Here is a 23,956-nt window from a genome sequence, read left to right on the forward strand (position 1 = left end):
TATTAACTTTCTAATATCAACTTTCTAATACTTTCAAATTGTTCCACCTCTGTATTATACACTTTAAAGGATGGGCACAACTTCTGCATCCATCTTCGCACTTGTTCTTGTTGTATACAGGGTAATGCCTTGAATAATTCATAGTCTTGTGCACCTGCCCTTTGAGCAATATAACGCATACTTCTATAAACATCTTTTTCTCCTGGGTAAATAATATGTGCATCTCCTGCTGGAAGTTTCTTTCCCTTATGAGGACAACATGCCTCATGGTATAGATCTTCTCCTATATAATAATTAAATCCCCAGTGTAAAAAGCCACTAAGTCCATAATAAAAAACCATCCACAAAATATATCTAGAAACTAACAGGGGTAAGTCCATACTCCTATTCATAATTTTCCCAGCTGGAAAAGCACAGGTATAATACCATATTTGCTCACCCGCATCTTGAATCTCTTGAAACTTTTCTCTATGTTTTTCATAAGTATCTTGTTTAGGCACCCATATATCTATGCCTCCACCTAAATTAAAAGTTTCTACCGCCTCTATAATGTTTACTCCTGGTACACACTTTCTAAATACAGAAGCAATGGCTCTATAGCTTAAAGCATTATATACTTGAGGCTCATCTGCTAAGGACTGCATAATTCTTCTATTCCATCCTTTTTCGTCTACAATACTTTGCCATTTGCAAAAATATTTTTTGAGTTGGTAATACCCCTCTAAGCTTTCTGCTGCAATACTTGGCTCCCACAGTAAGTAATATCCTTTATCGTTCCATTCTCCCCAATGTGCTATACATGCCCCTACAATGAATGGTGCACCTTCTTCTAAGGCTATCTCACCTGCTTTAATAACTTCTGTAAAATCAAAATCAACAACTTCATTCTTCTCATTTCTAATAGACTTTGCGTAAGGGAGCATAATATGGGTACAATGCATTTCTAACTGCCTTCGTACATAAAGGCGATAAAGTGCCCAGTATGCTTTAGAATTTAATGTAACCCCATGGTTCTTTACGATATTATCGTAACAAAAAAAATTCATCATCCCCAACTTTTGGTGTTTTTGTTCAGGCAATCGTTTATCATACACTTGTAATTTAATAACAATCTCTACAACCTTTTGTTGTTTGCTTTCATCTTCTATAAAAAGTTTTAAGATACCCCTTACTTCTCCTACTGCTCCCTCTCCTACCTTAAACTGTATATAAAGAGGGATACGCTTTTCATAACTTTCTACTTTTTCCCAAGGTATGAGACAATCATAAACTTTAAAGGGTGCTTGCCGAGTCACAAAGGTTTTGCATCTTTCATAGTCTAGGGTGGTCATAAACTCTAAATCTGTATTTTCATCTACAGTAATAGACTCTAAATAAAATACTTCTGTTTCTATAGGTTGTTCTACTTCCCAGTTCATCTGAATATGACATAATTTAAATTTTTCCAGAGGGTCTAGAATACACTGAAAGCCTATATAGGCATTTTGAGCTGTATGTAAATGTGCATGCGTATTCTTATTTACCTCTGTATCTGGATAAAGCCATTCATTTTCATTATAAATAGATAGCATTTTAGACCTCCCTATATATTTGTATACGTCTATTATATATTATATTTGTGCAAAAAAGTCCCAAAATCATTTAAAATTTCAGGACTTTTTACAATTCTATTTATAGTATTTGTAGAAGTAATTTATATCTAATATTAGAAATGCATTAAACTATTTAATGTTTTATTCTTGTATCATTTGTAAGAAATCTTCTTCAGTTAAAATAGGTATTTCAAGTTCTTTTGCTTTTTTATTTTTACTAGAAGCAGATGTATTATCATTATTAATAAGGTAATCTGTCTTCTTACTTACAGAGCCTGTTACTTTTCCACCTAATTCTTCTATCTTATTACTTAATGCTTTACGGTTAGCAAAGTGATTTACATCTCCTGTAATAACAAATGTTTTCCCTTCTAGAGTAAGTGCACTAGTTTCTACCTTCTCTACTTGTTTAAATTTGATTTCTTTTGTTAAACGCTCTAGCATTTCTACATTAATTGGCAATTGGAAATAGTCATGCATCTCACGTGCAATAACTGGTCCGACTCCCTCTATTGTTACTAATTCCTCTGGTGTTGCTTTCTGAATAGCTTCCAAGTCATTTTCAAAATGCTTACAGATTAGTTTTGCATTCATTGGCCCTACTTGTAGGATGCCTAATGCGTAAATAAATTGATGTAAGTTAACTTCTCTTGTACGTTCAATAGCACTAATTAATTTATCATAAGATTTTTGTCCAAAGCCTTCCATAGCTTTAATCTCTTCTTCATAGTCTGATAAATGATATAAAGAAGCAAAGTCTACTAAAAAACCTTTTGCTAAGAATTTCTCTACTGTAGCTTCTGATAGTCCTTCAATATTCATAGCATCGCGGCTTGCATAGTGAACAAACGCTTGCTGACGTTGTGCTGGGCAGTTACCATTTGGACAATAAACTGTTTTAGCTGTCTTATCTTGTTTGATTACAGTTTCTGCACCACATACATGACATTCATGAGGTGGCTCAATTGGCCCTGACTGAGTTAAATTCTCAGCTATTTGTGGAATGATCATGTTGGCTTTAAAAACAGTTACTTGATCTCCAATACCAATTTTTAAATCTTCTACAATACTTAAGTTATGCAGACTTGCACGTTCTACCGTTGTTCCTTCTAATTCTACTGGCTCAAAAATAGCCACGGGATTAATAAGCCCTGTACGAGATGTATTCCATTCTATGGCTATAATCTGTGTCTCGCTGATTTCATCTTGCCATTTGAAAGCAATACCATCTTTAGGGAACTTAGCCGTTGTTCCTAAACTTTTAGAATAGGCAATATCATCATAAACAAGTACAAGTCCATCAGAGGCAAAATCACGTTTTTTAACTTCGTCTCCAAAGTAGGCTACAGCTTCTTCAATATTTTCTTGTGTGACTGCTTTGTATTCTACTGTTTCAAATCCAAGGCCTTTTAGCCACTCCATCTTTTCCATTTTACTATTGCAAGCTTCATCACCTTCTACAACCGCAAATGCATAAAGGCGCACATTTCTCTTAGCTGTAATCTCTGAATTCAGTTGTCGTACGCTTCCACTACAAAGGTTACGTGGGTTTTTGTATTTGTCATCCCCTTCTAACTTTTCATTGATACGTTCAAAGTCGCTATAGGTAATGACTGCTTCTCCACGAATTACGAGGCGCTCTTTGTAAGAAATAGTAAGAGGAAGGTTGAGAAATGTTCTCGCATTATTTGTTACATCTTCCCCTATTTCACCATTTCCACGGGTTACAGCTTGTATGAGCTTTCCTTCTTCATAAGTACATACAATAGTCAGACCGTCCAACTTCCAAGAAAGCATACCAAGCTGATTTCCTAAGAAACTTTTTAGCTTTTCTATTTCCTTGGTTTTATCTAAAGATAACATTCTAGATGGATGGGTTACTTTCTTCAAGTTACTTGCTACTTCATAACCAACCTTTTGCGTTACGCTTCCAGCAAGTACTGTCCCTGTTTCTTCTTCAAGTTTTAAGAGTTCATCATATAATTTATCATATTCAAAGTTACTCATCAGCTCACGATTTTCTTGTTCATAAGCATAGGCTGCTTTTTTGAGTAGCTCAACTAATTCTTGCATACGTTTCATCGTTTCTTCGTAGTTCATCATTATCTCCTTTTGTACATTCTTCATCCTATATAGTTTGCCGTTATAATCTTTTTTAATCTCAGATAAAGTGAGTTCTAAAGTCTAGATGGCAATCATCAGATCAACTATGTATATTCTCTATATTGCATGAGTTTCAACTTATTTTCAAGTCAAAGCGCCTTATATGATATAAAAATAAAAGGAGCGTCAACAACGCTCCTTTTCCCCTTAGCAAAACTCTATATTTGGTTTTTCCGCTGCTGCTTGTGTTAAAAAATCTTTTTTTACAAAAGTTAATTCATCGTATTCCGCTTCAGTAATTTTCCCCTTACTATACAACCTATCCGCTAATTTGATAAAATCTTTTGTGACTTGTACAAGTTCATCTAAACTTAATTCATCATTTTTATACATTTTATCCATATTATTTCCCCCTTACCACAATAACTTTAGCAGCGTTATAGGAATATTGTAACATTTACAGATAATTCCATCAAGTACTTTCTTACAATTTTTGTAACTTTGCAAAACGTGCACTCAATTTCTTTTCTTGACCTTTGTCAAAAGCTATTGTTACAAAGACATCATCTTCTGTATGATCCACATCTTTGATCGTTCCTGTACCAAACATTTTATGCTTAACTTTCTCTCCAACAGTATAAGAATCACTCACTGTAGGTAGATTTTCTATTTTTTTACCTACACCACCTACTGTTGCCTTATAATTAGAAGGTTGATTACCTCCTATTGCATTACGACTAAATGGTGAAAGTGGATTAGTATATGCTGTATTAAGCTTCATTTGACCATTTGTTGACGTTGGTGTGGCTAAACGTGTTGTTGTCCCACTAGCTGATTGCGTGTTAAGTTTACCAGCAAAGTAATCTGCTGCTGAACCACGGGCTGCAACACCTGTATTTAAGGATTGTTTATTTGCAGGACTCGACATAGTTTGTGTGTACTGTGGCTTTTGAGCAGGTTTTCTATCTAATGCTGATAAATTAGTAAGTTCCCTTGGTAACTCCTTAATAAAGCGTGAATTAGTACAACCTTGTGTACGTCCAAATAATGTACGTTGTTGTGCATAGAGCATGTAAAGCTTCTCACGTGCACGTGTGATCCCAACATAGCAAAGGCGACGTTCTTCTTCTACTTTATCTTCACCTTCTGTTAAGCTCATATAACTTGGGAATAATCCCTCTTCCATCCCTGGCATAAATACAACTGGGAACTCTAATCCTTTTGCACTATGAAGTGTCATCAGTACTATTGAGTTGCTATGTTGGTCGTAGTTATCTACGTCTGCAACAAGGGCAACATCTTCTAGGAAACCAGCAAGAGATGGCTCTTCAGCAATCTCCATATACGCAGCTGCTTTAGATACAAGTTCTTCAATATTGGCAATACGGTCTTGATAATCTTCACCATCTGTTTGGCGTAAGTAATCTCTATAACTTGTCTTTTCAATAATTGTTTCAAGTAAATGAGGGATATTGCCATCTTCTGCAACTTCACGTAGCTCTTCTATTAATGCCACAAAGCCTAACACCTTAAGAGCTGGTCCATTACCTAAGATACTCATCTCTTTAACTAATTTTGTTGCTTCATAGAAGTCCATTCCTTGTACATTGGCATAACGTGTAATCGTTTCAAGACTGCTTGCACCAATACCACGTTTGGGTACATTGATAATACGTTTCATAGAAACATCATCTTTTGTATTGGCTACTGTACGTAAATAAGCAAGCATATCTTTAACTTCTTTACGTTCGTAGAATCGTGTACCACCTAATAATCTATATGGAATACCATTTTTAATCATTTTTTCTTCCATTACACGAGACTGTGCATTGGTTCTATAAAGAATGGCATAATCTTTAAATTCATATTCACCTTGGTCAATACCCCTAACAATAATCTCAGAAACAGCATCTGCCTCACGATATTCATTGTCCATTTGGAGGATGGTAATAGGTTCACCCTTGTCATTTTCAGTCCAAAGGTTCTTTACTTTACGCCCATGATTATGCGCAACCACTTTATTGGCTGCATCTAAAATATTTTGTGTAGAACGATAATTTTGCTCAAGTCGAATTACACTTGCATTATCAAAGTCACGTTCAAAGTCTAAGATGTTGCGGATATCCGCCCCACGCCAACCATAAATAGATTGGTCATCGTCCCCTACTACGCAAAGGTTCTTATATTTTTTAGCAAGCATTTGTACAAGTTGGTATTGAACACCATTAGTATCTTGATACTCATCTACTAAGATATATCTAAATTTATTTTGATAAAACTCTAATACATCTTTATGATCTCTAAAAAGAATACACGTATTAAGCATTAAATCATCAAAGTCCATTGCATCATTTTCTCTAAGCTTCTTTTGATAATGGGCATAGATTTGAGCAATAACTTTATTTCTATAATCTTCTCCAGCTGTTTTTGCATATTCATCTGCTGTAATGAACTGATTTTTTTGATTACTAATTTCTCCAAGCACACCTGATATTGGGTGATTTTTCTCATTTATATTAAGCTGTTTCATAATATCTTTAAGGAGGGCTTTTTGGTCCGAAGTATCATAAATAGTAAAGTATCTACCATATCCAAGACGTTCACTATTACGTCTTAAAATACGTACACACATAGCATGGAATGTACTAATCCACATATCTTTAACCATTTCTTCTCCAATGAGTGCACCAATACGTTCCCTCATCTCGGCTGCTGCTTTATTGGTGAAAGTGATTGCGAGTATTGACCATGGAGATACATCCTTATTTTTAATAAGATGTGCAATACGATGTGTGAGCACCCTTGTCTTTCCTGATCCTGCCCCTGCTAGAACAAGAAGTGGTCCTTCTGTATGCAATACAGCTTCTTTTTGTTTATCATTTAATCCTGCTGTAAAATCCATTATTCTTCCTCCTTCATCCTGTGTACAAAAATAAAACAGCCTATTAAGCTGCTTTACTTTTTGATACGTTCTAAAATTAATTTATATCCATCTGATCCATAACTTAAGCATCTATTCACACGACTTATTGTTGCTGTTGATGCTCCTGTTATCTGTTGAATTTCTGTATAGGTTCTTTTTGCTTCTAGCATCTTTGCAACTTCTAGACGTTGTGCCAAAGATTTAATCTCATTAATTGTACATATATCTTCAAAAAAGGCATAACATTCTTCAATATTTTCTAGTTTCAAAATTGCTTCAAACAAACCATCTGTCATATCATCTTTGAGTTTGTTATTCACTTAAGTCACCCCTTGTCCTATTCTCCTCCTCATTTTACCGTATCAGGAAGGACATTTCAATTCTTTAGCGCAATAAAGTCTAGAATTCGTTCTGGATGCAAGTTGAGAATAAGCTCTTGTGGGAAATCAACCTCTTCAAATAAACGTATACTTTCTTCAAATTCACCTACTGCATAAGCAATATGAGCATCCGTATTTGCCATAACTGGTACATTATATTGCTTACATAAACCAAGTACACTAATAAGATTTTCACGTACCCCTGGTCTAAATCCACCTGGTTTTAAAGATGCATTATTTACTTCTAGTATAGTCCCTGTACGTTTTGCCGCAAGGACTACTGCCTCATGATCAAATGGGTAGCGATCATCCCCTGGATGCCCTAATATTTTTACGAAAGGATTTTCCATTGCACCAATCATTGCACGTGTTACTTCTTCTTTATCACCAAATCTTAAACATGGTGGATGCATACTTGCAATGGTAAAATCTAATCCACCAAGTGTATCTTCTGTTGCATCAATATTTCCATCAAAATCAATGATATTTGCTTCCATTCCTCTAAGGACAGTTACACCATATAATTGTCTTGGAATCGCTTTTAAATTATGAAAGTGGAAATCATGTGCCCCACCTGGTAATCCACTATTATGATCTGTAATAGCAATAATCTTTAGTTCTTTTTCTCCTGCAAATCTTGCTATCTCATCTACAGTACTATAAGCATGTCCACTTGAAACAGTATGAATATGCATATCTGTTAAAAGTTTCATTTAATCACCTTCTTTATTTAGTCTCTTTTTCTTGTCTCTTTTTATCTTACACGCTCAGACTTAATTTGACAAAATGATTTTCACCTTTTTAGCAATAAATTCTTTCCATTTATCATAAACTAACCTTATAATATATTTGTACACAAAAATTTATATTTTTTAAAACATTTATAATGGGGGAATGATGATGCCAAAGATTAAACTGGATATTAAACGTGCACTTTTTATTGTTATAGGTACTTTTTTAATAGCTTTATCTACAAATGCTATTCTTATTCCTAATCATCTATTGAGTGGCGGCGTAAATGGTATTGCAACCTTCTTACATTTCATCTTTAATTGGAACGTCAGTATACTTGTTCTCCTCTTAAATATTCCACTATTTTTATTAGCATTCTTTTTTTTAAAACGTCACTTTCTTGTTTCAAGCCTCTTTGGTATGTTGATGCTTTCCTTTTGGCTACAAGTAACAAAAGATATACAAATTGCTACAACCAATACCCTTAGTATCATACTATTGGGTGGTCTACTCAATGGAGTAGGTAGCGGTATTATCTTTAGAGGAGATGGTTCTACTGGTGGTTCTGATATCGTCGCTAAAATCGTTAATAAAAACTTTTCTTTGAGCATGGCTACTGTCAATATGATTATTAATGCTATCATTATTAGTTGTTCTATTCTCTTCTTCGGATTAGACTTATCTGTATTAACCCTTGCAACCATGTTTGTAGCTAGTAGAATTACCCATTTTGTAGTAGATGGTCTTAATTACAAACGTACATTATTTATTATTACCACCAAAGACCACTACCAACCCATGGCCAATGATATTATGTCTGAACTTCTCCGCGGCGTGACTATCATACCGGCAAAAGGTGCGTACACTAAAGAGGATAAATTTATTCTCTATACTACAATTAGTATTCAAGAAGTAGCCAAAATTAAGCACATCGTTGCTGAACATGACCCAACCGCCTTTGTAACCATAACCCCAACCGCTCAGGTTATTGGAAACGGAAAAGGATTCTTGCCAAATATCTCAGATTAACTCTACAGAGTAGGATAAGTATCCTGCTCTTTTTGCTATAAGTACGTAAAATAAATATTGGGTTAAGTGTGAGGGCATGTAGGCAAGCTTATTGTATTCCAACTTCTAGTCCTCAACTCTTAAGAGAGGCTAATTTCATTTCATCAAACTAACGGTCAAAACTCAGAAAAGAAGTTCACTTTTCTTCAAACATTTCCCTAAAACCAGTTTGATTTCATTCCCTAAGCCTCTCTAAAAAGCCTGTGGAAAAGTTTCCATACAATAACTTCCCTTACAACCCATCACATAATAGACCCCTTCTGGTATAAAGGTAGCTAAACTACATAATCTATTTTCTAAACATCCTTCATGTGAAAGTGCCTAATCATTCCTAAGTTGAGATAAAGAGCAAACTATGAAGGAGTATTATCAAGCACTAGGAAGTATTCTCTCTAAAGAAGAGACGTTTGCTCTTCTGTCTTCTCTTCGGCATACCATTGGAAGTGAAAACTTACTTCTCTGAATAGAAAAGAGCGGTGATGCGTGGGTGACCTCCATGTAGCTTTTTTTCGAGGATGGACTTAGAGTGTGTTAACGAATATGAAGGAAGGGGGTTGTGCGAGTGTTTGCTGTGTGCCCCTCAGAGTAAGCGTTAGCGAGTTTTCTCATATCCTAACTGAATAAGAGTTTACACAGTCTTAGTCCATTTGAGCAAAAGCGAAAGGGAGGCACCCATGTAGTGCCGACCGGACGACCTCACATACTAAAAGTTTTTACTCTATAAAATATTTACTTTAAAAGTTAAAAAGGCTGCCATCATGGCAGCCCTTCCTTCTAGCTTTAATTAACGTACAACTGGTGGGAATCCCACTTTCTTTTGTACTTTTCTAAGTGTTTTTGTTGCAAGATAGTTAGCTGTCTCTGCATTTTTCTTAATGATTCCATCAATATAAGCTTTATCTTTTGAAAGTTCTTCAAAACGTTTGTGAAGAGGACGTAGTTCTTCTACTACAGCTTCCCCTACTCTCATTTTGAAGTCACCATATCCTTTACCTTCAAACTCGTTTTGGATAGCTTCCATAGACATACCTGTTACCGCACTATAGATTGTCATCAAGTTACTAATACCTGGTTTTGCTTCTTGGTCAAAGCGTACCAGAGCATCCGAATCTGTTACTGCACGTTTGAACTTACGGATAATAGTGTCTGGATCATCAATTAATGAGATACTTGCATTATTATCTTCATCTGATTTTGACATTTTCTTTGTTGGATCTTGTAGACTCATAATTTTTGCGCCTACTTTACTAATATATGGTTCTGGAATCTTGAAAGTATCGCTATATAAGTTATTAAAGCGTGCTGCAATATCACGTGCAAGCTCGAGATGTTGTTTTTGGTCTACGCCTACTGGTACAAGGTCTGTTTGGAAAAGTAAAATATCTGCTGCCATAAGTGTTGGATATGTGAAAAGTCCAGAGTTAATATTCTCTGCATGTTTAGAAGACTTTTCTTTAAATTGTGTCATACGGCTAAGCTCACCCATATAAGTATAGCAATTTAAAATCCATGCAAGTTCAGCATGAGCTGGTACATGTGATTGATAATAAATAACGTTTTTTTCTGGATCTAAACCAGCAGCAATATATTGCATTAATAAGTTTCTAGCATTTTTTCTAAGTGTAGCTGGATCTTGTCTTACAGTAATCGCATGCATATCAACTATACAATAAAGACAGTTATATTCATCTTGTAAGTTTGTCCAGTTTTTAAGGGCACCTAAATAGTTCCCAAGTGTAATAACACCTGAAGGCTGCATCCCACTAAAAATGACCTTTTTTTCGTTTTCCATCTATCGCACCTCATTTTTCTATCTTTTTATGAATTAAAGTTATCATATCATATTTTTCTAGAAAGCAAAATGCCTTTCGGTATATAATAACACTAATAGCAACTGAAAGGAGCTTACAACTATGGAGAAAATTCCAAGCTTTACAATTAACCACTTAACATTATTACCAGGTATCTATGTTTCTAGAACAGATGATATGATGGGACATGCTATTACGACTTATGATCTTCGTATGAAAGCACCAAATAGGGAACCTGTTTTAAATACAGCCGAAATCCATACTATGGAGCATTTAGGTGCTACTTTCTTACGCAATCATCATGAGTATGCTAGTGAAGTAATCTACTTTGGTCCTATGGGATGTCGTACTGGTCACTATCTTATTTTAAAAGGTAATCGCCCTTCTAGTGAAATTGCACCTCTTATCACAGAAATGTTTGAGTTTATTGCAAACTATGAAGAAGAAGTTCCAGGTGCAAGTGCTCATGACTGTGGTAACTATTTAGATATGAATTTAGGTATGGCTCGTTATGAAGCTAAAAAATACTTAGAAACACTTCATAACTTAACATCTGAAAACTTGGTCTATCCAACTAACTAAAAAAGTGGTCTAATGACCACTTTTAATCTATAGAATGCTTTTCTGAACACTTACATTTATTATACTTTTCTTGATAAAATGCAACATATTCTTTCATCCCCATATTTTCTAGAGCACTTAAATAACTTTCCCATTCTTTCTCTATATCGTACTCTCCAGAAACCCACCTTATTTTCATCTCTACAACATATCTATTTAAGCTATTATAGATTTTACCCATTCCCATAAAATCAGTCATAAACATAGTCCTACGACAAATATTATCTTCTATCAAATAAGGGCTATACTCTTTATAGTTTAGTTCATGACGTACTAACATTGGATTAAAAATAAACTTACTTTTTTCACTTCTTGGGAATATACCCGGGCATGCTCCTAATGGACTATTCTCCATGCTATATTGCGCATAACTTTTTCCTAAAGGTGGACAGATAAATCTATAATTTCCTCCACTCTTTTCAAATGTAACACCTTCAGCTCCCCATATTAACTCTTGTATATTTTCAGGATTAAAAAACTGATCAATCCAAGCCATAGTAATCTCTGGATAAAGATTACTAGATGTAATCATAAATTGATTTGTTGTAATCTTACTATTTTGTTTTCCCCATAACTGTGTACCACTTGGCCCTTTTAGTGGTGGAATAACTATATATTCATCTCTTCCTCTTTCTTCTCCTACCACAATTGTACTATCTTTAGCAAGAAATGCTCCTACAACAGGTGTTTCTCTCATCCCCTTTGCTACATACTGTTCAATGTCTTGTGTAAAAATTTCCGCATCTAATAGACCTTCTTGATATAACTTCCTTAAATATAGTATTGCTTCCTTATAACCTTCTTGTGCTGGTGTAAATAATACATTTTCATCTTGCACCAGCATCATTCTATCTCCATTAATCACGCCAAATGATCCTATAAATGAATTCATACTGTAATTGTATACCCCATCTATATAGCTAAAGGGTATCTCATCAGCTTTACCATTTCCATTAGGATCTTGTGTTTTAAATGCCTTTAAAACATTATAAAACTCGTCTATCGTTGTTGGTATTTGTAGTCCTAGCTGATCCAACCATACCTTATTAATAAAAAGATAATTTTCTACCAATGCTGAATCCATTTCATTATAAAACGGTAACGTATAAATTTTATTATCTAAAAATGTACAGGCACTTTTTATAAAAGGCTTTTCTTCTAATAATGCTTGAATATTTGGAGCATACTTCTCTATAAGTTCATTTAAAGGAATAATCCTTTCACTTTGTATATATCCTAAAATATCTGTATTCTGCAAATCTCCTCCCATAATAAAATCTGGGACTTCTTCCATCTGTAATATATGTATCTTTTGTAAATCTCTTCTTGCACTATTAATTTGATTAAAATTAACCTCAATACCCATTTTCTTTTTAATGTTATTTAAAACTTCCATTTCATTATAATTGCCTAATCCCACTGGTGAAAATACAACACCATTCAATGTGATTTTACTCTCTTGTATAACCTGCATAGGTTGTATATCTATAGATATTTTATATCCTATACAAATTAAAAGGATACATATTATAAATGTAATAATATTTTTTTTAATATTTTTCATAACTCCCCCCCTAATTTATCTTAACCTTTGTCAGATTATTTTTCAATTAATAATATTATAAAATTTTATAATATATTAAAGCATTTATGCTTGTATTTCCTATATATTTAGCTTAAAATGTCGTTGAGGTGAAAAAGTAAATGTCTTCACAACTAAATTTATTTAAAAAATATTTAATATCGTTTTTACTCATCTTTATGATTCCAGTATCATGCATTATAGCCACTTTATTTAGCGTAGGTTATGACATTTTTTCTAAAGAACTTTTTTCTAAAGAAATAACTAATATTGAATTATCTATGAGTCATCTTAATAATGAATTAGATGAATGTCTACTCATTGCTCATCACTTGACGAACAAAGACGAGTTTAAACCCTTTAACTTAAATGAAACCCCCTCTGAAGGTTCGCGATTGATTAATACATTATTTAATTATATTATTTCTAATAAACTTTTGAATGAGGCAGCTGTATACTTTTATAATACTGACTATGTGTATACCAGTAAGAGTAGCTTGTCTGTAGAAAATTTTTATGAGCAATATTCTTCAAGTACTTATAGTCCTAATGCTTTAAAAGAATTAGTCGAAACCAGTACTGACTCTATATTTTTTAATGACTTAAAATATAACGACACGAACTACTTTGCTCTTTTAGTACCTCTTTCTGCCTATTACGAACAAATTGGATGTAGCATCTTTTTATTTGATCAAAATCTTTTGTATGACTCTATCTTTGCTTCGCAAGAAGATAATAGACAATTTTACTTTGTAAATACTTTAGATTTAGAAAACTCATTAGATTCCTTTGATCTTAGCCATATGCCTACACTTAATTACGAAAGTTTAATACGCTCACTAAGTACACTTACTAAAACTGGCGATTCTTTCTCCACACATTCAGATCAATATCTAATTTATGCATCTAAGCCTTCTCTTTCTGCAGATAACTTATTAATTTTAAGTACGGCTTCACACAAAAAAGTCTTTGCACCATTACATACCCTTAATCTGATTATGTTAGTAAGCCTTGTAGGAGCTATACTCTTTAGTTTACTTTGTAGTTATTATATTGTTAAACGTAATTTTGCACCACTTCGTGAAATGAACTATTCACTTACTATGCTAAAACAAGATTACTCTAAATTAGAAAGAGAAGTAACTCAAAGTATTCCTATGCGTCAATATTTCCTATTAAATCAGCTTATTAATGGGAATATCAATAACATTCCTGATTTCATAGAAAACTGTCATTCCTTGAATATGGATTTAACATCCCCATATCATGGCATCATAGTCGTTAAAGCACAAATTAATCACTTTGCATTTGATAAAACTATTATTGATACACTACAAAGTATGCAACAAACTTCATTAAAACAAAGTTATCTCATCCAACATATTTATCCTAATATAGATATCTATTTAGTTGGAACTGAAGGAAATATTAAACTTTCGACAATTGTTCTACCCCAAGCAACATTGTACTTTGGCAGTTTCTCCAGAAGACTTTCTAATATTTCTAAGTCTTATATTAATGCACGTGCTCTTAGTGAACTTGCTACATCTACACCAGAACTTGCTGATTCTATACAAGTTCTTTTTCAAGATTATAAAGCTATTGCATTACAACTTACCACATTTCTACAAGTTGGAGACTATCAAAAAATCCCTGAACTTCTCCTACAAACTATACAATCTCTAGAGGCTACAACACTTCCTTTTTCATTACAAAAGGTTATTTGTATAGAAATTATGATGGCATTTAACAACTACATTTCTAAACAAAAATATTCTATTCCATATGATAAACTAGATTTAGTCTCCTTATTTAAGGTAGAATCCTTCGAAGAACTAAAAGAGATTGTCTTAGAAGTTTCTTCTGAAATGTTAAATCTTATTATAGATTTTCGAAATGATCGTATTCTTGAGCCATCTATTACACTTATTAAAGATTTCATTAAAGAGCATTATGAGGACCCTAATCTATCTACAGAACAAATTGCTTTAGAATTTTCCATACCTACTTCTTATTTAGAAGACTACTTTTATAAACATACTTCACAATCGCTCTTAGATTACATGTATCATTTACGTATTGAAAAATCTAAGGAACTACTGAAGACAACACCATATACGCTTAAAATCATTGCTAATCAAGTAGGGTTTGTGCATATCTCTAGTTTCATTTCTTACTTTAAGGAATACGAGCACTGTACACCAGGGCATTATCGATCAAAATACCATATTTAATTTAATCCATACATCAAAAGAGCGCCATTGGCGCTCTTTTTCTCTAACTATACTGTTCTATAACTTTTTCTAATAAAGTTACCGCTTCATCTACATGCTGCTTTTCTATAATTAGTGGAGGTAAAAATCGTATAACGTTCTCTCCTGCCCCTATAACAAGTAACCCCTCTTCTATACATTGATTAATAACATGACGTGCTGGTATAGAAAGTTCTATTCCTATCATTAATCCCATTCCACGTACATCTACAACTTCATTTTTACGTTTCTTTAAGCACTCTAACTTTTCCTTTAAGTAGTTACCTATTTCTTGCACGTGCTGTAATAAGTTATTCTCACATAGCTCCCCTATAACAACCTGAGCTGCTGTTGTTGCCATTAAATTCCCACCAAAAGTAGTGCCATGGTCGCCTGGTACAAGTACATCTGCTTTTTCTTTCACAAGTACTGCTCCTATTGGCAATCCCGCTCCTAAACCTTTTGCTGTTGTAATCACATCTGGCTCAATGTCAAACTGACTATATGCAAATAAACTCCCCGTTCTTCCTACACCCGTTTGTACTTCATCTATGATAAGAAGGGCATTATAATCATGACATAGCTTCATCACTTCTTGAAGGTAGCACTTATCAGCTACATGTATACCACTTTCCCCTTGAATCACTTCTAGAATAACCCCGCAAGTATCATGAGTGATTACTTGTTTCAACTGTTGTATGTTGTTATATTCTACATAGTTAAAACCAGGCACCATAGGTTTAAACGGTGCTTGGTATTTCTCTTGTGCCGTGGCAGTCAATGCACCATAAGTACGACCATGGAATCCACCTGTCATAGAAATCATTTGTGTCTTAGTGGGTGATTGACTTACTCCATGTTTTCTTGCTATTTTAATAGCCGCTTCATTGGCCTCTGTACCACTGTTGCAGAAGAATACTTTCTTAAATCCACTATATTTTGCAAGTAGTGCCGCTGTTTCTATTTGTGGCTTTGTATAATAAAGATTAGAAGTGTGCATGAGTTTATGTAATTGACCTTCTAAACTTTTCATAAGCTTTGGATGACTATATCCCAAACTATTCACTGCAATACCACTTCCCATATCTAAATACTTTTTCCCATAATTATCATAGATATAACACCCTTCCCCACGGTCAAGTACCACATCAAAACGGTTATAAGTATGCATCACATGCTGACTTTCTAAGTCTTTTAGCATCCTCCCCCCTCCCCTTCATCATAAAGCATTGTTCCTATTCCTTCGTGGGTGTAGATCTCTAAAATAAGAGAATGTTCAACTCTTCCATCTAAGATATGGACCATCTTAACACCTTTTTCCATTGCCTCAAGACAACAAGTTACTTTAGGGATCATCCCACCTGCTATCGTCCCATCTTCTAAGTATTTATTGGCTTCTGATTTGCTTAAATAAGAAATAAGAGTACTTGGGTCCTCTTTATCTTTTAATACCCCTTCAACATCTGTCAAAAATACTAATTTCTCAGCCTTTAAGGCACCTGCTATAGCTACTGCTGCATAATCTGCATTAATATTATAGGTATTACCTTCATGATCTGTCCCAATAGGTGAGATAACTGGTATGAAGTCTCCTTCAATTAAAGTATTAATAAGCTTTGTATTGATATTTACAATTTCCCCTACATAGCCTAAATCTATATCCTTCTTAATCATTTTTGTTGACTCTATAATCATACCATCCTTACCACTTAGTCCTACAGCACTTCCACCCTGAAGATGAATCATAGAAACAATACGTTTGTTAACCTTACCAGCTAAAACCATTTCTACCACATCTACTGTTTCTTTAGTAGTGACGCGTAAGCCTTCTACAAAAGAAGATTCTATATTCATATCTGCTAATGTCTGATTAATCTCAGGCCCACCCCCATGTACAATTACTGGTTTTAACCCCACTGATTTGAGTATCACCATGTCTTGCACAATTGTATTATTAATCTCAGGATTAAGCATTGCACTCCCACCATATTTGATTACAACAATCTTATCCTTAAATGCTTGAATATAGGGCAATGCTTCACTTAATACTTTTGCTTTTTCTATAATTTGATTGGTCATTTTACTATCCCCTAACTTCTATATTCCCCATTAATCTTTACATAGTCATAGCTTAAATCACAGCCCCATGCTGTTACCTTTTCTACACCCTCACCCATTTCTACAAAAATTTTAATTTCATTCTCTCCTAAAATTCTTTTAGCTTTATGCTCACTAAATTTAATAGGCATACCTTCTTTAAATAGAGTAATACTTCCTACACAACTTTCCAATATCAAAGTCACTTTCTCTTGATCAAAAGGTACCCCTGCATACCCCATGGCTGCAAGTATTCTTCCCCAGTTTGCATCTTCCCCAAAGAACGCTGTCTTAACCAAGCTAGAAGTTAAAATACTTTTCGCTAAGAGTTTACCTGCTTCAAAACTTTTTGCGTTTTGTATTTCTACTTCTAATAATTTAGTTGCACCTTCACCATCTTTGACTATGGAGATAGCGATATACTTAAGCGCTTCAAACAGCATACTCTGAAACTGTTCAAATGCTTCTCCTTCTTGATCTATAATTGGATTACCTGCTTGCCCACTTGCAAGCACAATCACACTATCATTAGTACTTGTATCGCCATCTACCGTAATCATATTAAAGGACAAGTTGACACATTTGCTAAGAGCTTTTTGTAACATGGGTTTTGTAATATTAACATCTGTTGCTATAAAAGCAAGCATTGTTGCCATATTAGGATGGATCATGCCTGAGCCTTTCCCCATGGCTCCTACATGAATGGTATAACCTTCTATTTGTTCTTCTAATGCAATCTCTTTTGCAAATGTATCTGTTGTTAAAATAGCTTCCGCAGCTTCAGTTGCTGCTTTTTTTGTATCTTCAAGTTGTTCTGCTACCTTGCAAATACCTTGTGTAACAATATCCATAGGAAGTGGTACACCTATAACGCCCGTAGAACATACCAATACTTCTTCCTTTTGGATATTTAATGAAGATGCAGTAACCTCTGCCATTGTTTGAGTATCATTATGCCCTGTTGCCCCTGTTACTGCATTAGCATTTCCACTATTAATAACTACTGCATGCACAGTATTTTCTGCACTTAATACTTTTTGATCCCATATAACTGGTGCTGCCTTTACTACATTTTGAGTAAACGCTCCTGCATAAGTACAAGGTGCCTCACTATAAATGATAGCCATATCTTTTTTCTGTTTTTTAATTCCTGTATGTGTGCCAGCAGCTTGAAAGCCTTTTGCTGCTAAAATCCCATTATTATTCAATTTCATAATTCCCCACCTTTTCTTTGACCACTTATGCTGGGAAAAGTGGTACATAATGAATGCCTGTATCTTCTTCTAGACCTAACATAATATTCATGTTTTGTACTGCCTGACTTGCTGCACCCTTCATCATATTATCTAAGGCACTTACAATAATTAAGCGTTTGGTACGGTCATCTACTTTAAAACTAATATCGCAGAAATTAGAACCTTTAACCCATCTTGTTTCTGCTATACTTGTATCTCCAAGCAACCTTAAAAATTGCTCTTTTTCATAATATGTATTGTATACTTTATTAACTTCATGGTTTGTTACACCAGGTTTTAAGCTTGCATAAATAGTCGTTAATATGCCTCTATTCATAGGTACAAGATGTGGCGTAAAAGTAAGTGTTACCTTCTTGCCACCAAATGCTTCTAGTTTTTCTTCAATTTCGGGTGTATGCCTATGTGATGTTAATCCATAAGCTTTAATGCTTTCATTACATTCTGTATAATGTGTTCCTATATTAAGTCCTCGCCCTGCTCCTGTAACACCTGACTTGGCATCAATAATAATCGTACTTGTATCAATAAGTCCTTCTTTTATCAGAGGAATTAGACTTAGTAAACTACATGTTACATAACAACCTGGATTTGCAATAAGTCTTGCCCCTTGGATATATTCTCTGTTCCACTCACATAATCCATATATTGCTTCTTCTAATACTTCCTTGCCAAAGTGTTCAACCTTATACCATGTATCATATGCTTCACTGGTAATACGGAAGTCTGCTCCTAAATCAATAACCTTCGTCGTTGCTAGTAGTTCCTTTGTAACCACTTTGCTTGCAATCCCATGAGGTAAAGCAATAAATAATATATCCGCATCTATCTTAGATAAGTCATCTTCTATACAAACCTCATCTACTAAATCTTTAAAATGAGGATAAACCTTGCTATATGGCTCACTTTGATAACTATGAGAAGATAAATGAGTTAGTTTAACACTAGGATGATTATAAAGAAGCCGTACTAACTCTTCTCCTACATATCCTGTTGAACCTAATATTGCTACTTTATACATTTCTAATCTCCTCCTTAGCTCAGTAATCTCTGTAATCAGATTATTCATTTTTCTTAATTTATTAATTATTATACTTTTTAATGTTTAAATATGCAATATATTTTTTAATAAAAATTATATTTAATGAATTTTTATTCATTATGTAGACTAAAAAATGAGGCGGTTAAAACCACCTCATTGATTGTCTGCTATTTCCATGGATTGATAATACATATAGAGTTCATCTAACTCTTCTAAGGTAAAATTCTCTTGGACAAGCTCTTGCAACTTCTTACTATCTTCTTCATCTATGCCATCTTTAATCATATTCCATACTTCGTTTATATTGATGTTTTGTACTTTAGATAAAATCATATTAAGTAATTTTAATTGATCACTTAAAGATAAATTACTAAACATCTTATTTACTATATTTTGATAATCAATGCGCCCATTATTATAGACACCTTCCATTTGATTCACAATATGATCATCTAACATAAGTACATAGGCATCATAAATAGGTACTTGCTCATACTTTTCATCTGTTGGTTGTTCTCTTGTTTCTTCTACTTGCTTACTTATTTCTGCTTTGTCTATAGATTGAGTATTCCCTCCTCCTTCTACTAGTTGATCCACATTTATTGTAGAGCTTACCTCATCTGTAGACTCTTGTTCTATACTTATATCATTTTCTGATTGTATATTATTCTGATTAGGAAACTTGTCATTATCTTGTTGACTTGCTAGCTCTTCTTCTTGTGATAATTGTGATTTACCACTTATATCTTCCGTAACTACTTGGTCACTTACTACTTCTTGTTTCATTTTTTTCCCTGTTAAATTTTCTGTTAAATTAGCTAATTGTTCTTCAGTATAAACCTCTGGCCTCTCTGTCAAAAAATATACAGCAAATAAACCTATTAATAATACAAAGCTAATACTTGCACAAAGGTTCAATAAACGCAATAAACAGTCATTAGTATGCTTCCTCTTCCTCATGATGTAAAAGTTCTCCTTCCAAACTTCTTTACATATTTGTTAGAGTATTTGCCCTAATGACTGCTTATTATTCAATGTTTAAAAACTTATTTATTTATCTACAAAATACTATTGCTCTATTAATTCTGCAAGCACACGGCCATCTGCTCCCGGCATTTCAAATCCAAGAAGTGCAGTACAAGTTGGTGCAATATCTACATTGTATGCTTTTTCTAATACAGTCCCTGATTTTACTCCAGGTCCGCATAATACTAAGGCTGGTTGAGAACCACGAGTTGGTATATGTCCATGAGTTCCTACACTTGTACGGTAATCTTCATTAGCTACCTTTTTAATAAATGGTGCACTTAACATATAATTAAAGCCTACACCTTCTTCAGCTTCAAGTACAAAGTCAAAGTCTCCATCTAATTTATAAGCTTCTTTTACTTCTTCTGTTGTAAACATTTGATCAATTCTAAAACGGGTTTTGTTTTGTTTTAAGTATTCGGCAACTTCTTGTTTAAGTGTTTCATCATGGTCTCTTACATATATTTGTGCAGATGCTGCAGCTGAATGTGCAAATACTTTCCAGTCTATTACATTTCCTTCTGCATCTACTGTAATCCATCCTTTATCCATAAAGTCACGATTTAAGTTGATGCTTTCATCAATATTCACTTGTCCATGATCTGAACAAATAACAAATATTGTTTCATCATAGATACCTTTTGCTTTAAGTGCATCAAAAGTATAGCCTAACATATCATCTATAAATTTAATGGCTTCTTTAATTTTCTCACTATATACACCATATACATGTCTGTAATGATCAATTAATGTCATATGCATAAAAATAATATTTGGCATTTCTGTTTCGATTAGATACTTACTTGCAAGCCCAGAGAATTTATCTGAATCCTTGTATTTTTCCTCTTTCCAAGCATCACTACATATCTCATACATTTTTTCCATAAGCCCTGGTGTAGAATTGGCAATCATAGATGCTTTTTTATCATCAGCCACTTGGTGAATCCCTGCACGTTGAAGATTCCAAGTTACATCTGCCCCTACCATTGTTGGCCAACTATTAATAAGTACTTTAAGTCCATGTTTTTCACATTCTTCTGGAAGGATAGCTGCATGAATTCCATTACGTTCTTCAAACCAATCTCCAAATTTCATAAATGGATTAAATATTTCATTATTTACAACACCATGTTTATCTGGATATGTACCAGAAATCATTGAAGCATGTGCTGTATAAGTCAATGATGGATATACTGTTTGAGAGTTTTTTACGATTGCCCCATTTTGTACAATAGGTCCTAGATTAGGAAGTGTTTTAATATATTCTAAGTCCTCAGAAATCATAGCATCCAATGAAATAACAAGCATTCTTTTAGTCATAGTTTTTCTCCTTCAAGTCATGTTTTAGGTTTGATTAACTTCACCAAACATTTAAATATACCATACTTTTATAGTTTTACACAAGCTAAATGATAATTTTTATTATTTAAACATATTTCGATTAACTTGTTTTTCTTAGCTCTCTATTATATTATGACTAAGAATAGACTGGTTTATGATTACTTTTAACATATTTGATACCTATTTGGTATACACTATGAGACGAACGAGGAGACAATTAAATGACTATATACGAAGCTTTAAAAAATGACACAAACCCAATTATTTTAGATGTACGTGAAAACAGTGAATTCAACGAAGGCCATATTAAAGATGCCCTTCATATTCCACTGAACTCACTTGAAGCCCAAGCTGAAGGTGAAATGACAGATTATGACCAACCAATCTACGTTTACTGTCGTAGTGGTGTACGTAGCAAAGTAGGATGCCATATTCTAAATAGCTTAGGTTATACAAAGACCTATAACTTAGGTGGTATTCTTGACTGGCCTGAGGAAATTGTAAAATAGGTTGATTTTTCTTTTAAAATAGGCAAGACGTATTGCTCATATGCAATACGCCATGCCTATTTTTTGTTTTTATAACTTATTTTACTATTACTCTAAACCTTCTACATCCAAAACTTTTTGTATACAAGTATCTATACTTAAATCATCTTTGCGCATTGGATGTTGTACTTCATGATCTGGTATAGTCTTATGCTCTTCATTACATATCCCTTCTTCACTCGTTCCCATTTCCTTTGTAAACCTTACAACATATCCACTTTTAGGAAGCATTGCCAAAATAGGATCTGAACCAATGCCATCTCCTCCAGTTTTTTCACCAATTAACGTAGCAAGCCCTGAACTTTTTGCAAACATTGCAAGTCCTTCTGCTGATGAGTATACATAATGGTCTACAAGCAAATAAATATTCCCTTGAAATTGTATAGAATCCTCCGCTGGCTTTACTTCTACACAATATTTTTCATAGTAAGTAAAATCTTCGCTTACCTCTGGAGGAAGTTCCGGCAAGCTTGCAGTATCTAAATCCTTAACTTTTTTAGCATACATTTTAGGCATATGGTTTGCTTGCATATATCGTTGTAAATACACGCCGTCTTTATAGAAAGTATATTCCCAAGATACATATGATTTATCAATAATTTGGGGCAATAAAAAGTCTGACCAATATCTTGTATCACCGCCACCATTTCCTCTGATATCAATAATGAGTGCTTGGTAATCTTTAATGTTTTGTAAATATGCCTGAATGATCTTATAATCAGCTTTGGCATTCCAAGGATTTAGCATCTGGGGAATATGTATATAACCAACTCTTCCTTCTAAAGCATCCTTGGCAATTACCCTAGATTGCTTTATTTTCTCTTGTACTTCTTGTCCTATCTCTTCATCCTGCTTTTCTTCTTCCGCTAATGGTATATTATATCTTCTAAGTGCTAATGGTTTGTTAACTGTATCATAATTGATACCTTGCCAATATCCCTCAACTTTCATATTATGGTAGACTTCTCTCATCCATTCAACTTCTTCCTTGCTAAGTAACTGTGTATGACCGTTATGAAGATCGTCTAGACTATCACTGATAACCTGTGCAAATTCCTTATCATTCCTACTTTCTTTAACTTGCTGCAAATATCGCTCTTTGTTATTTAGCCAATCTACACCATTCATTCTTTTGTTCACTTCTAGATAAGGATAATTTTCCTCTATCGTTTTATAGAGATACTCAAAATCCTCTATCTTTTCTTCCATAGTGAGTGCCTGTAACGGTGTTTCCAAGATTTTATCTCTTTTATTATAGCTTTGCTGCTTATAAATCAACACCCCTGCTAGCATGATAAAAACAGCCATACTTATTCCTAACAAAACCTTCTTTGTTCCCCACTTCATCATTTTGTTTCTCCCAACCTTATTATTTTAATAATCATATTATATCATTTTTTTCTATCAATTCAATTTTCTACGCTTATTAACATTTCTAGATGTTCCTTGATTTCCTATTTATTTTATGCTACACTAACTTCAATCTAATACTAGTGTCTTTATGACCGAAGGGAATGAATGTCTCCCTTGGACTTAGTATCCAAAACTGCTCTTACAAGCTGATGACTTCTGCCACAAGCAG

19 protein-coding genes and 1 riboswitch are annotated in these 23,956 nt (G+C 34.0%); of the genes, 4 read left to right on the plus strand and 15 right to left on the minus strand.

Annotated features, from left to right (window positions below; translation table 11 throughout):
- Positions 1–2 precede the first annotated feature (2 nt).
- The 6 genes from BN2390_RS12935 to BN2390_RS12960 all read right to left on the minus strand — a co-directional run bounded on the left by BN2390_RS12935 (position 3) and on the right by BN2390_RS12960 (position 7,711).
- Complete coding sequence (locus BN2390_RS12935; protein ID WP_053984758.1) at positions 3–1,571, minus strand: DUF4091 domain-containing protein; 1,569 nt, start codon at positions 1,569–1,571, stop codon at positions 3–5.
- 162 nt (positions 1,572–1,733) lie between these two features.
- A complete protein-coding gene (gene ligA / locus BN2390_RS12940; RefSeq protein WP_053984759.1) occupies positions 1,734–3,692 on the minus strand; it encodes an NAD-dependent DNA ligase LigA in 1,959 nt (652 codons plus the stop codon).
- 210 nt (positions 3,693–3,902) lie between these two features.
- Positions 3,903–4,097: a hypothetical protein gene (locus tag BN2390_RS12945; RefSeq protein ID WP_053984760.1), complete on the minus strand. Its 195-nt coding sequence runs from the start codon at positions 4,095–4,097 to the stop codon at positions 3,903–3,905.
- An 82-nt stretch (positions 4,098–4,179) separates the two neighbouring features.
- Positions 4,180–6,597, minus strand: coding sequence for a DNA helicase PcrA (gene pcrA / locus BN2390_RS12950; protein WP_053984761.1), 2,418 nt, complete (start codon positions 6,595–6,597; stop codon positions 4,180–4,182).
- A gap of 53 nt (positions 6,598–6,650) precedes the next feature.
- Entirely contained in the window at positions 6,651–6,938 is a 288-nt protein-coding gene (locus BN2390_RS12955; RefSeq protein ID WP_053984762.1) for a YerC/YecD family TrpR-related protein, read from the minus strand.
- A 56-nt stretch (positions 6,939–6,994) separates the two neighbouring features.
- Positions 6,995–7,711, minus strand: coding sequence for a phosphatase (locus BN2390_RS12960; RefSeq protein ID WP_053984763.1), 717 nt, complete (start codon positions 7,709–7,711; stop codon positions 6,995–6,997).
- A 187-nt stretch (positions 7,712–7,898) separates the two neighbouring features.
- On the opposite strand from BN2390_RS12960, the gene BN2390_RS12965 reads away from it, so the two are divergent.
- Positions 7,899–8,759, plus strand: a complete 861-nt coding sequence (locus BN2390_RS12965; protein WP_053984764.1) for a YitT family protein — start codon at positions 7,899–7,901, stop codon at positions 8,757–8,759.
- 823 nt (positions 8,760–9,582) lie between these two features.
- Here the strand turns inward: BN2390_RS12965 and trpS are convergent.
- The gene (trpS, locus tag BN2390_RS12970; protein WP_053984765.1) at positions 9,583–10,590 is read right to left on the minus strand and encodes a tryptophan--tRNA ligase; all 1,008 of its coding nucleotides are present in this window, start codon (positions 10,588–10,590) and stop codon (positions 9,583–9,585) included.
- Between the two features lie 121 nt (positions 10,591–10,711).
- Between trpS and BN2390_RS12975 the strand changes: the two genes are divergently transcribed.
- Positions 10,712–11,191: an S-ribosylhomocysteine lyase gene (locus BN2390_RS12975; RefSeq protein ID WP_053984766.1), complete on the plus strand. Its 480-nt coding sequence runs from the start codon at positions 10,712–10,714 to the stop codon at positions 11,189–11,191.
- Positions 11,192–11,213: 22 nt separating this feature from the next.
- On the opposite strand, the gene BN2390_RS12980 is transcribed toward BN2390_RS12975, so the two are convergent.
- Complete coding sequence (locus BN2390_RS12980; RefSeq protein ID WP_053984767.1) at positions 11,214–12,794, minus strand: extracellular solute-binding protein; 1,581 nt, start codon at positions 12,792–12,794, stop codon at positions 11,214–11,216.
- 197 nt (positions 12,795–12,991) lie between these two features.
- On the opposite strand from BN2390_RS12980, the gene BN2390_RS12985 reads away from it, so the two are divergent.
- Positions 12,992–15,046, plus strand: coding sequence for a helix-turn-helix transcriptional regulator (locus tag BN2390_RS12985; protein ID WP_198524911.1), 2,055 nt, complete (start codon positions 12,992–12,994; stop codon positions 15,044–15,046).
- Between the two features lie 43 nt (positions 15,047–15,089).
- On the opposite strand, the gene BN2390_RS12990 is transcribed toward BN2390_RS12985, so the two are convergent.
- From BN2390_RS12990 to BN2390_RS13015, 6 genes are all read right to left on the minus strand, one after another.
- On the minus strand, positions 15,090–16,265 hold the full coding sequence (locus BN2390_RS12990; RefSeq protein WP_053984769.1) for an aspartate aminotransferase family protein: 1,176 nt from the start codon (positions 16,263–16,265) through the stop codon (positions 15,090–15,092).
- Positions 16,259–17,143 carry an acetylglutamate kinase gene (argB, locus tag BN2390_RS12995; protein WP_053984770.1) on the minus strand — a complete coding sequence of 295 codons (885 nt, stop codon included), beginning with the start codon at positions 17,141–17,143 and terminating at the stop codon, positions 16,259–16,261. The genes BN2390_RS12990 and argB overlap by 7 nt, the downstream gene beginning before the upstream one ends.
- A gap of 11 nt (positions 17,144–17,154) precedes the next feature.
- Complete coding sequence (gene argJ, locus BN2390_RS13000; RefSeq protein WP_053984771.1) at positions 17,155–18,375, minus strand: bifunctional ornithine acetyltransferase/N-acetylglutamate synthase; 1,221 nt, start codon at positions 18,373–18,375, stop codon at positions 17,155–17,157.
- 25 nt (positions 18,376–18,400) lie between these two features.
- Positions 18,401–19,435 (minus strand): N-acetyl-gamma-glutamyl-phosphate reductase, encoded by a 1,035-nt coding sequence (gene argC / locus BN2390_RS13005; RefSeq protein ID WP_053984772.1) that lies wholly within the window; start codon positions 19,433–19,435, stop codon positions 18,401–18,403.
- A gap of 174 nt (positions 19,436–19,609) precedes the next feature.
- Positions 19,610–20,416: a hypothetical protein gene (locus tag BN2390_RS13010; protein WP_053984773.1), complete on the minus strand. Its 807-nt coding sequence runs from the start codon at positions 20,414–20,416 to the stop codon at positions 19,610–19,612.
- 108 nt (positions 20,417–20,524) lie between these two features.
- Positions 20,525–21,805 (minus strand): alkaline phosphatase family protein, encoded by a 1,281-nt coding sequence (locus BN2390_RS13015; protein ID WP_053984774.1) that lies wholly within the window; start codon positions 21,803–21,805, stop codon positions 20,525–20,527.
- 242 nt (positions 21,806–22,047) lie between these two features.
- Between BN2390_RS13015 and BN2390_RS13020 the strand changes: the two genes are divergently transcribed.
- Positions 22,048–22,335: a rhodanese-like domain-containing protein gene (locus BN2390_RS13020; protein ID WP_053984775.1), complete on the plus strand. Its 288-nt coding sequence runs from the start codon at positions 22,048–22,050 to the stop codon at positions 22,333–22,335.
- 87 nt (positions 22,336–22,422) lie between these two features.
- Here the strand turns inward: BN2390_RS13020 and BN2390_RS13025 are convergent, their stop codons facing one another.
- Positions 22,423–23,724 (minus strand): S41 family peptidase, encoded by a 1,302-nt coding sequence (locus BN2390_RS13025; RefSeq protein WP_053984776.1) that lies wholly within the window; start codon positions 23,722–23,724, stop codon positions 22,423–22,425.
- Positions 23,725–23,875: 151 nt separating this feature from the next.
- Positions 23,876–23,953: riboswitch (Fluoride riboswitch) on the plus strand.
- Positions 23,954–23,956: the final 3 nt, after the last annotated feature.

This window comes from Niameybacter massiliensis (genome assembly GCF_001282685.1).
Taxonomy (GTDB): domain Bacteria; phylum Bacillota; class Clostridia; order Lachnospirales; family Cellulosilyticaceae; genus Holtiella; species Holtiella tumoricola.

What these genes read in the sequence shown, in the direction of transcription:
- BN2390_RS13015 (WP_053984774.1), bottom strand. Translation starts at nt 21,805, where the DNA reads ATGACTAAAAGAATGCTTGTTATTTCATTGGATGCTATGATTTCTGAG.
- argB (WP_053984770.1), bottom strand. Translation starts at nt 17,143, where the DNA reads ATGACCAATCAAATTATAGAAAAAGCAAAAGTATTAAGTGAAGCATTG.
- ligA (WP_053984759.1), bottom strand. Translation starts at nt 3,692, where the DNA reads ATGAACTACGAAGAAACGATGAAACGTATGCAAGAATTAGTTGAGCTA.
- argJ (WP_053984771.1), bottom strand. Translation starts at nt 18,375, where the DNA reads ATGAAATTGAATAATAATGGGATTTTAGCAGCAAAAGGCTTTCAAGCT.
- pcrA (WP_053984761.1), bottom strand. Translation starts at nt 6,597, where the DNA reads ATGGATTTTACAGCAGGATTAAATGATAAACAAAAAGAAGCTGTATTG.
- BN2390_RS12960 (WP_053984763.1), bottom strand. Translation starts at nt 7,711, where the DNA reads ATGAAACTTTTAACAGATATGCATATTCATACTGTTTCAAGTGGACAT.
- BN2390_RS12990 (WP_053984769.1), bottom strand. Translation starts at nt 16,265, where the DNA reads ATGCTAAAAGACTTAGAAAGTCAGCATGTGATGCATACTTATAACCGT.
- BN2390_RS12985 (WP_198524911.1), top strand. Translation starts at nt 12,992, where the DNA reads ATGATTCCAGTATCATGCATTATAGCCACTTTATTTAGCGTAGGTTAT.
- BN2390_RS12945 (WP_053984760.1), bottom strand. Translation starts at nt 4,097, where the DNA reads ATGGATAAAATGTATAAAAATGATGAATTAAGTTTAGATGAACTTGTA.
- argC (WP_053984772.1), bottom strand. Translation starts at nt 19,435, where the DNA reads ATGTATAAAGTAGCAATATTAGGTTCAACAGGATATGTAGGAGAAGAG.
- trpS (WP_053984765.1), bottom strand. Translation starts at nt 10,590, where the DNA reads ATGGAAAACGAAAAAAAGGTCATTTTTAGTGGGATGCAGCCTTCAGGT.
- BN2390_RS12975 (WP_053984766.1), top strand. Translation starts at nt 10,712, where the DNA reads ATGGAGAAAATTCCAAGCTTTACAATTAACCACTTAACATTATTACCA.
- BN2390_RS13010 (WP_053984773.1), bottom strand. Translation starts at nt 20,416, where the DNA reads ATGAGGAAGAGGAAGCATACTAATGACTGTTTATTGCGTTTATTGAAC.
- BN2390_RS12980 (WP_053984767.1), bottom strand. Translation starts at nt 12,794, where the DNA reads ATGAAAAATATTAAAAAAAATATTATTACATTTATAATATGTATCCTT.
- BN2390_RS12965 (WP_053984764.1), top strand. Translation starts at nt 7,899, where the DNA reads ATGCCAAAGATTAAACTGGATATTAAACGTGCACTTTTTATTGTTATA.
- BN2390_RS13020 (WP_053984775.1), top strand. Translation starts at nt 22,048, where the DNA reads ATGACTATATACGAAGCTTTAAAAAATGACACAAACCCAATTATTTTA.
- BN2390_RS12935 (WP_053984758.1), bottom strand. Translation starts at nt 1,571, where the DNA reads ATGCTATCTATTTATAATGAAAATGAATGGCTTTATCCAGATACAGAG.
- BN2390_RS13025 (WP_053984776.1), bottom strand. Translation starts at nt 23,724, where the DNA reads ATGATGAAGTGGGGAACAAAGAAGGTTTTGTTAGGAATAAGTATGGCT.